At 25.8% G+C, this 7,988-nt stretch carries 9 protein-coding genes; all 9 read left to right on the plus strand.

Annotated elements, in window-relative coordinates:
* Positions 1-527 (plus strand): hypothetical protein (locus AYC60_RS09125; protein WP_197416993.1); only part of this gene is annotated, 527 nt, incomplete at its 5' end.
* Between the two features lie 100 nt (positions 528-627).
* Positions 628-1,434, plus strand: a complete 807-nt coding sequence (locus AYC60_RS05865) for an undecaprenyl-diphosphate phosphatase (protein WP_067322362.1) — start codon at positions 628-630, stop codon at positions 1,432-1,434.
* Positions 1,435-1,438: 4 nt separating this feature from the next.
* Positions 1,439-2,812, plus strand: coding sequence for a coproporphyrinogen III oxidase (locus tag AYC60_RS05870; protein WP_067322365.1), 1,374 nt, complete (start codon positions 1,439-1,441; stop codon positions 2,810-2,812).
* On the plus strand, positions 2,809-3,333 hold the full coding sequence (locus AYC60_RS05875; RefSeq protein WP_067322367.1) for a helix-hairpin-helix domain-containing protein: 525 nt from the start codon (positions 2,809-2,811) through the stop codon (positions 3,331-3,333). Before AYC60_RS05870 ends, AYC60_RS05875 begins: the two co-directional genes overlap by 4 nt.
* 9 nt (positions 3,334-3,342) lie before the next feature.
* Positions 3,343-3,816: a hypothetical protein gene (locus AYC60_RS05880; RefSeq protein ID WP_067322370.1), complete on the plus strand. Its 474-nt coding sequence runs from the start codon at positions 3,343-3,345 to the stop codon at positions 3,814-3,816.
* The gene (locus AYC60_RS05885; RefSeq protein ID WP_067322372.1) at positions 3,807-4,796 is read left to right on the plus strand and encodes an alpha/beta hydrolase fold domain-containing protein; all 990 of its coding nucleotides are present in this window, start codon (positions 3,807-3,809) and stop codon (positions 4,794-4,796) included. The genes AYC60_RS05880 and AYC60_RS05885 overlap by 10 nt, the downstream gene beginning before the upstream one ends.
* Complete coding sequence (gene pip, locus AYC60_RS05890) at positions 4,793-5,761, plus strand: prolyl aminopeptidase (RefSeq protein ID WP_067322375.1); 969 nt, start codon at positions 4,793-4,795, stop codon at positions 5,759-5,761. The genes AYC60_RS05885 and pip overlap by 4 nt, the downstream gene beginning before the upstream one ends.
* Complete coding sequence (locus AYC60_RS05895) at positions 5,751-6,587, plus strand: Cof-type HAD-IIB family hydrolase (RefSeq protein WP_067322377.1); 837 nt, start codon at positions 5,751-5,753, stop codon at positions 6,585-6,587. The genes pip and AYC60_RS05895 overlap by 11 nt, the downstream gene beginning before the upstream one ends.
* Before the next feature lie 26 nt (positions 6,588-6,613).
* A complete protein-coding gene (locus AYC60_RS05900; protein WP_067322379.1) occupies positions 6,614-7,942 on the plus strand; it encodes a PTS galactitol transporter subunit IIC in 1,329 nt (442 codons plus the stop codon).
* The last annotated feature ends 46 nt before the right edge of the window (positions 7,943-7,988 follow it).

Raw genomic sequence — 7,988 nt, forward strand, 5'->3', positions numbered from 1 at the left:
TAATTACAGATAATGAAAATATCTATGATATATCGGGACTAAGTAATAGATATGAAATAAAGGTTGATAGAAAGATAAATAAAACTATTGATTTAATAAGTTCATATTCATATATAGATAGAAGATCATATGTAGAAGATGTATTAAGTAGAAGAGATAGTATACATAATTTTAGCATAGGGTTAGATAGTAGAATTAAAGAAGACCATAAAGTATTATTAAAGTTGGATAACAAGATAGAAAATGGGAGATATTTACCATCTTTTAATTTAGATTATGGATATAAGGATATTTTAAGTATTAGAAATAGTATAGAGAATAGAGAAATAGATACTAGTTTAGATATTAACTTAAAGTATAAAAAACTTTATTCAAAGATAGGATTTGATACAGACTATAAGACATTTAATCCTAGGGTAAACTTAGGTATAAACTTTGATATATCAAGATTAAATATAGATTCGTCTTTGGAATACAATAAAAGATTTAGAGCACTTTTTGCTTTGAAGTTTGATGTGGTAAAATAAAAATAAGAACTATTTCGTGAGAAGTAGTTCTTTTTAAATTGTTGAATTACTTAGTTAAGTATTGTATAATTAAAGGTAGATAAATAGTTGGGAGGAAAATATGTTAATAGATATTTTTAAAGTATTCATTTTGTCTTTAATTGAGGCATTTACAGAGTTTATACCTGTAAGTTCAACAGGGCATATGATACTTGCAGATAAATATATAAATTTGTCAAATAATAAGGAATTTGTTACGGCATTTCAAGTGATAATACAACTTGGAGCAATACTTACTGTTGTAGTAATATTTTTCAAAAAACTATATCCATTTATGTATAAAGAAGAAAAAAGGAAGAATCTTATTGTTTTATGGACTAAGATTATAGTGGCAGTTTTACCAGCTGTCATATTAGGTCTATTACTTGATGACTACATTGAAGAACACTTTTTTAATGCAACAGTAGTTTCAGTAATGCTTTTAATATACGGGATATTATTAATTTTTATAGAAAGAAAAAATAGAAAACAAAATATTACTAATCTTAATAATATTAGTTATACTATGGCTCTTTCTATAGGGCTATTTCAATGTTTAGCAATGATACCAGGAACATCTCGTTCAGCAGCCACTATAATAGGAGCTATGTTTTTAGGATTAAATAGAGTTGCAGCGACTGAATTTTCATTTTTCTTAGCCATACCTACTATGCTGGGTGCTACTGCATTGAAACTAATAAAAATAGGGTCTTTATTAAGTGCATATGAACTATTATTAATATTTATCGGTCTTTTATTAACATTTATTATGTCACTAATGATAATAAATAGCTTCCTAAGATATATTAAAAAACATGATTTCAAGGTATTTGGATATTATAGGATAATAATTGCAATATTAATACTTTTAGATATATATGTGTGGTAGTAATATGAAAATAAGTTCAAATTATGAGATAAATGAAAATAAGTGGAATGAATTTATTTATGTATTCTTTAAAGACATAGAAGATGAAGTATATATTCATGTAGAAGAATCTAGTAAAGATATTACTGTTTTTGCCAAAAATGAAGTAAATGAAATTAATTATACTATTAATAAAATGATAGATAATCAAGTTGAAGTAATGTTAAAATCCTCTTTATTAAAGCTATATAATATAGCTGTTCCTTGGGGTTCTTTAGTTGGTGTAAGACCGACAAAACTTGTAAGAAAATTACTTAAGAAAAATGATTATGATAAGATATTAAAAATATTACAGCATGTATATCTTGTTAGTGATGAAAAATCAAAATTACTTATAGATGTAGTTAAAAACTCTATTGATTATTTAGATAAGGATACTATAGGTATATACATAGGACTTGCATTTTGTCCAACAAAATGTACGTATTGTTCATTTCCTGCATATTTAAAAAAAGGTAAATATGAAAAAAGATATGAAGAGTATTTTGATACCTTATTAAGAGAAATTAGAGAAATAGGTAGTTTATGTAAGGAGTTAAATTTAAAAATTAATAGCATATATGTTGGTGGTGGAACTCCAAGTTATTTAAACCATGAAGAATTAGAAATGCTTTTAACAACAATTGATGGAAATATAGATTTATCTAATTTAAAAGAATATACTTTTGAAGCAGGTAGGATAGATACCATAGACAAAGAGAAATTAATGATGCTAAAAAGATATAGTGTGACTAGAATAAGTATTAATCCACAATCTTTTAAGGATAGTACATTAAAACTAGTTAATAGATATCATAATTTAGAAAAACTTAATGAAGTATATGATGTAGCTAAAAAATTAAAGTTTGATATTAATATGGACTTTATTATAGGTCTACCTCGTGAAAATACGGAAGATGTTTTAAATACTTTAGAAAAATTCAAAGATTATGATCCAGAAAATGTAACGTTTCATTACTTAGCTATGAAAAAGGCTTCTTATCTTACTAAGAGTAAATATTTTGAAGAAAATGCTTTGGACTATATTTTGATAAATAATAAGATATTAGAAGTTATGAAAGAAAAAGGATACATACCTTATTACATGTATAGACAAAAAAGTTCTAGTATAGATGGTGAAAATATGGGATATTGTAAGGTAGGTAAACAATTAATATATAATATAGAAATGATAGAAGAGTATAAGAATATAATATCTATAGGAGCTGGAGCTATAACTAAGATAATAAAAGAAGATACAATAAAGAGGTTAATCAATCCTAAAGATCCACTTATGTGGGTAGATGAATTTGAAGAAAGATTAAATGAAAAGAAAAAAGTAATTAGGGAGATGTTGTGAGAAAATTAAAATACATATTGGTAATTTTATCTATGCTTTTCATATTTAATTTCATTAAAACTTTTTTTACTAAGGAAGATAATGTTCCTAGGGTAGAAATAAATGAAGAGTTAGTTTTTCAAAATGATAACGAAAATAAGGAGAAATTAGATATAAATAATGTTATGATAGATGAAATATTAAAAATAGGTCTTTCTATTAAGGAAGCATATAAGATAATTGAGTATAGAGATTTTGTTGGATATATTGATACTGTTGATAATTTAGTTAGGATTAAAGGTATAAATAGAAATAATATAGATAAGTATAAAAAAATATTTTTAGTTGAAGATACTGAAGAAAAAGAATATGTTAAACATAATATTAATGAACTTAGTGAAGATGAATTATTTATGCTTGGATTTTCAAAAGATAATGTTAGGTATATATTGGAAATTAGGAATAATAAGGAAATAAGATCAGACCTTGAATTAAAAGGAAAAGTAAATATGAATGTAGTTAATAAACACATAAAGTTTTAGGAGATAGTTATGACAATGGAAGAAAAGAATAAAGAAAATGTTTTTGCCCTATTATCAGGTTTAAAAATGGCTGAAATTAATAATAATAAAGTGCAAAAAGAATTTTGTGCCGCTTTGATATATAAATACCAACAAGAAGGTATTAATATATATGAGCATGTAAAAAAAGAAGATATAGAAGAAAGTATTAATGAAGGGGAAAATCTTTTTGTTAAAAGAAAGAGAAGATACTTTATCAAAAAAACTTTGTTTAATATGTTTACAGGTATGGCTGCAGCATTATTTACCTATGGTTATTTACAAGTAAGTTTAGCAAGATCTATAGTAGTTTTCTTTTTTTCATTTTTAATAGATAGTTTAATAAAATTAAAAGTAAGTAAAATAGTTTTCGTAAATGAAGCAAGAAAAGAATATGAAAGATATGTTGATCATAAATTAGTCCATATTAGAGAAAGTGAGGATGTGAGTAAATTATGGAAATAAGAAGACCTAATGTTGAGGGATATAAGGTAGGGAATTTATCTCCTAATGTTAAATTTACTAAAGAATTAAAAATAAAAGAAGGAGAGAAAAGACCTAGTAAAGAATTTACATCATCGCTTGAAAAAATGAGATCAGAAATGTGGTTTCCTAATAAGGATATTACAACTATTCATATAAAAAATGAAATAAAAAAAATAGAAGGTATAAGAGTTGTTAAATATTCTAAAGATGATGAAGATAAAGAAAAATTAATAATATTTTTCCATGGTGGAGGATATTATGGAGGATCAACTGATACTATACAGAATACTTGTAGATATATGGCAGAACAAACGGGTGCTACTGTAATTTCTGTAGATTATTCACTTGCACCAGAGTTTCCATATCCGACTTCAATTAATGAAGGATATACTGTTTTAAAATATTTTGAAAATAGATATGATAGTATATATGTTGGTGGGGATAGTGCAGGAGGAGGTCTTGCGTGTTCAGTAGTAATTAAAGATATAGAAGAGGGAACTAAAATTTGTGATGGATTAATAATGTACTATCCTGTATTACTTATAGACTTAAAAGATAATTGTAGGGAAGATTTTGTTTGGGATATTAAAGAATATGATATAGATGAAACAAGCCCTGATGCAGGACTTATGAAATCAGAAGCAAGTGGTTTAAAGTATGCTATGTCATATATTAAGGATATGTATATTAAAACTAATGAATCCATTGATAATTACTATATTTCTCAAATAAATGCTCCAGATAGTTTATTAAGACAATTTCCTAAAACATTAATATTTACAGTAGAATACGATTATTTAAGATTAGAAGCTGAATATTTCCATAAAAGACTAAGAGAAAATGCAGTAAAATCTATAGGGATTAGATATGCAGGAGAGGTACATGCTTTTATAGATAAAACTGGATTTAATGATAATATTATAGATAGTGTTGATGAAATAAGGGAGTTTATAAAATGATTAAAGAAATAATTAGTTCGGAAATAAGTAATATTTTATCACTGCATAGTGAAGAATATAATGAAAAAGGATATTATTTTGAAAATGATGGACATGAAATATATTATGAGGTAAGTGGTAATGAATACGGAATACCTGTAGTTTTTGTACATGGTGGGCCAGGATCACCTATGGGAGACTATGCAAAAAGATTTTTTAATAAAGATAAGTATAGGATAATAGTTATAGACCAAAGAGGTTGTGGTATGAGTAAACCTTTTGCTAAAATGAAGAATAATAATACTTTTTCGTTGATAGATGACATGGAAAAAATAAGAGAAAAATTAAGTATAGATAAATGGATAGTATTTGGAGGTTCTTGGGGCTCAACACTTTCTTTAGTTTATGCAATAAATCATCCAGAAAGAGTACTTAAACTAGTTTTAAGAGGTATATTTTTAGCAAGAGATGAAGATGTTGATTGGCTATATAAAGAAGGTGCTAGCTATGTTTATCCCGAAGAATTTGAAAAATTTATTTCTCCTTTAACAATAGAAGAAAGAAAAAATCCTGTTAAATCATATTTAAAATATTTACAAATGGATTTAGAAACAGCTAAAAAATATGCTAAAGTTTGGTCGGACTGGGAACATTCATGTGTAAGACTTATAAGAAAAGATAATCAAAGTGAAATATCAAAATCAGATATTTCTATGGCTATAATAGAATGTACATATTTTAATAACAATTCTTTTTTACCAACAAAAAACTATATTTTAGAAAATACAAATAAGATAGAAAATATAGAAATAGATATTGTTCACGGTAGATATGATGTAGATTGTAGATTAATAGGAGCATATGACCTATACAAACAACTAAATAATGCTAATTTATACATAATACAAGATGCAGGTCATTCAAGTCTTGAAAAAGGTATAACACATAAACTTATGGAAATTATGGAGGAATATAGTGAAAGATAAGATAAAATTAATATCCATAGATTTTGATGGTACTTTTTTAGATGATAGTCATTTTAAACAAGATTTAAGTTATGTAGATAAATTAAGAGAGAAAAATTTAAAACAAGAGATAGTATTTGCGAGTGGAAGAGCTACTGCAGGTATAGTAGAACTTGTAAAAAGAATAGATATGACAGATATGGTAAGATATATTATTGGTCATAATGGTGCTGAAATTTATGATTTAAAAGAAAATAAAGTGATATATCAAGAATTGCTAGATAATGAAACTGTTTTAAATATTATAGATCTTTTAGAAGGTAACGGATATGATAATCCTTTAAGTATACATGATTGGAATAGATTTTGTACATATAAAAATCATGGAGAGTATTCAGAGATAGTAAATTTAGAACAAAGAGTTAATTTTGTTGATTTAGTTAATATTGAAAGTGTAGATGAATTTCCAAAAAATAAAATAAAACTAATGATATTTACTAAGGATAAAGAAGAATTAGATAATATATATGAATTGATTTCAAAAAGTAGTTTTAACGATAAAATTACTCAGGCTAGAAGCGGTATATTTTTAAATGAATTAACTAAAAAAGGAATAAATAAGGCAAAAGGATTAGAAGTTCTTTGCCAAAAATTAGACATAGATTTAAAAGATGTACTTGCTTTTGGTAATGGTGAGAATGACTTAGATATGTTATTAGAGGTTGGTTATGGTTTTGCTATGAAAAATTCAGAACAAATTGTTCTAGAAAAAATAAATAGATTAACTAAATATACTAATAATGAATTTGGAGTAGAAAGAGAAATTATTGATTTTCTAGGAATATAAATAAGATAAGATAGAAAGGAAATGTTATGTCAGAAATAATACAATATATTTTGGGTATAAGTCCAAGTATACTTTTACCTATAGTTATAATAATAATGTCGTTGTTTATGAAGATGAAAGTAAAAGATGCTTTAATTTCAGGTGTTACACTTGCAATAGCCTTTACTTCAATATCTTTAGTTATAGGATTTATGTTTGATACTATTTCTCCTGTAGCTTTAAGATTTGTAGAGTATACAAATATAAAGTTAGACGTTATTGATTTAGGTTTTTCTCCTATGGTAACTATTTCTTTTGCTTGGCCTTTTGCTCTTATTATGTTTCCTTTGCAAATTGGGATTAATTTAATAATGATACATTTTGATCAGACTAATATATTAAATGTTGATATATTTAATATTTGGACTAAGGTATTTACAGCAGCTATTGTTTCTGTAATATCAGGTAGTGTTATTTTTGGATTTATTGCAGCAATAATACAAATACTAATTGAATTAAAGGTTGCAGAAAAAATTAGACCAAGAATAGATGATATAACTGGTATGGAATCTACAACTACAACGCATGTAGCGATATTACAGTGCTTGATTATGTATCCGATAAATAAGTTTTTAGATATGATACCATTTATTAAAAATACAGAACTTGATATAGAACACTTAAAGAATAAGATAGGAGTTTTTGGAGAAGATTCAGTTATGGGATTTATTATAGGTATGATACTTTCTATATTTTCAGGTTATTCTATACTTGAAAGTATAGAAATATCAGTGAAACTTGCAGCGACACTAGTACTTTTACCTATAATAGCAGGTATGTTTGTTAAAGCATTAAATCCAGTTTCAGAAGTTGCCAAAACTTTTATGGAGAGTAGATATAAACATAAGGATATAGTTATAGGTCTTGATTGGCCTATACTTGGATCTGCAGGCGAACTTTGGATAGTATCTGTACTTTTAATACCTATTACACTTATTTTAGCATTAATATTTTCAAAACTTGGATTTAGTAGTATATTACCTTTACCAGGTATAGTTAATCCTATGATAGTAGTTCCAGCATTAATAGTAGCTAATAGAAACTTATTAAAAATGTTAATATTAGGAACAATAATCACTCCTATATACCTTATGGTTTCAACAAGTATAGCACCTTCTATTACTGAACTTTCTAAAAGTATAGGTGGTATAGGTAATAATGGTCAATTAATAAGCTATTATGCATTTGAAAGTCCATATTTTAGATGGGCAATGATAAAATTCTTTGAATTTAAGGTATATGGAATTATTGCGTTTGTAATTGCAATTTCGTTATTCCTTTATTTCTATAAAACATTTGATCACAATCAAAAATAAATAACATGTACCTATAAACACACTGAAACGTAAAAAGTTTGTAGGT

This window comes from Streptobacillus felis (assembly GCF_001559775.1).
GTDB classification, from domain to species: domain Bacteria; phylum Fusobacteriota; class Fusobacteriia; order Fusobacteriales; family Leptotrichiaceae; genus Streptobacillus; species Streptobacillus felis.

Bases quoted from the DNA above. Each gene is read 5' to 3' on its own strand.
- AYC60_RS05865 (WP_067322362.1), top strand. From the start codon at position 628: ATGTTAATAGATATTTTTAAAGTATTCATTTTGTCTTTAATTGAGGCA.
- AYC60_RS05870 (WP_067322365.1), top strand. From the start codon at position 1,439: ATGAAAATAAGTTCAAATTATGAGATAAATGAAAATAAGTGGAATGAA.
- AYC60_RS05880 (WP_067322370.1), top strand. From the start codon at position 3,343: ATGACAATGGAAGAAAAGAATAAAGAAAATGTTTTTGCCCTATTATCA.
- AYC60_RS05885 (WP_067322372.1), top strand. From the start codon at position 3,807: ATGGAAATAAGAAGACCTAATGTTGAGGGATATAAGGTAGGGAATTTA.
- pip (WP_067322375.1), top strand. From the start codon at position 4,793: ATGATTAAAGAAATAATTAGTTCGGAAATAAGTAATATTTTATCACTG.
- AYC60_RS05900 (WP_067322379.1), top strand. From the start codon at position 6,614: ATGTCAGAAATAATACAATATATTTTGGGTATAAGTCCAAGTATACTT.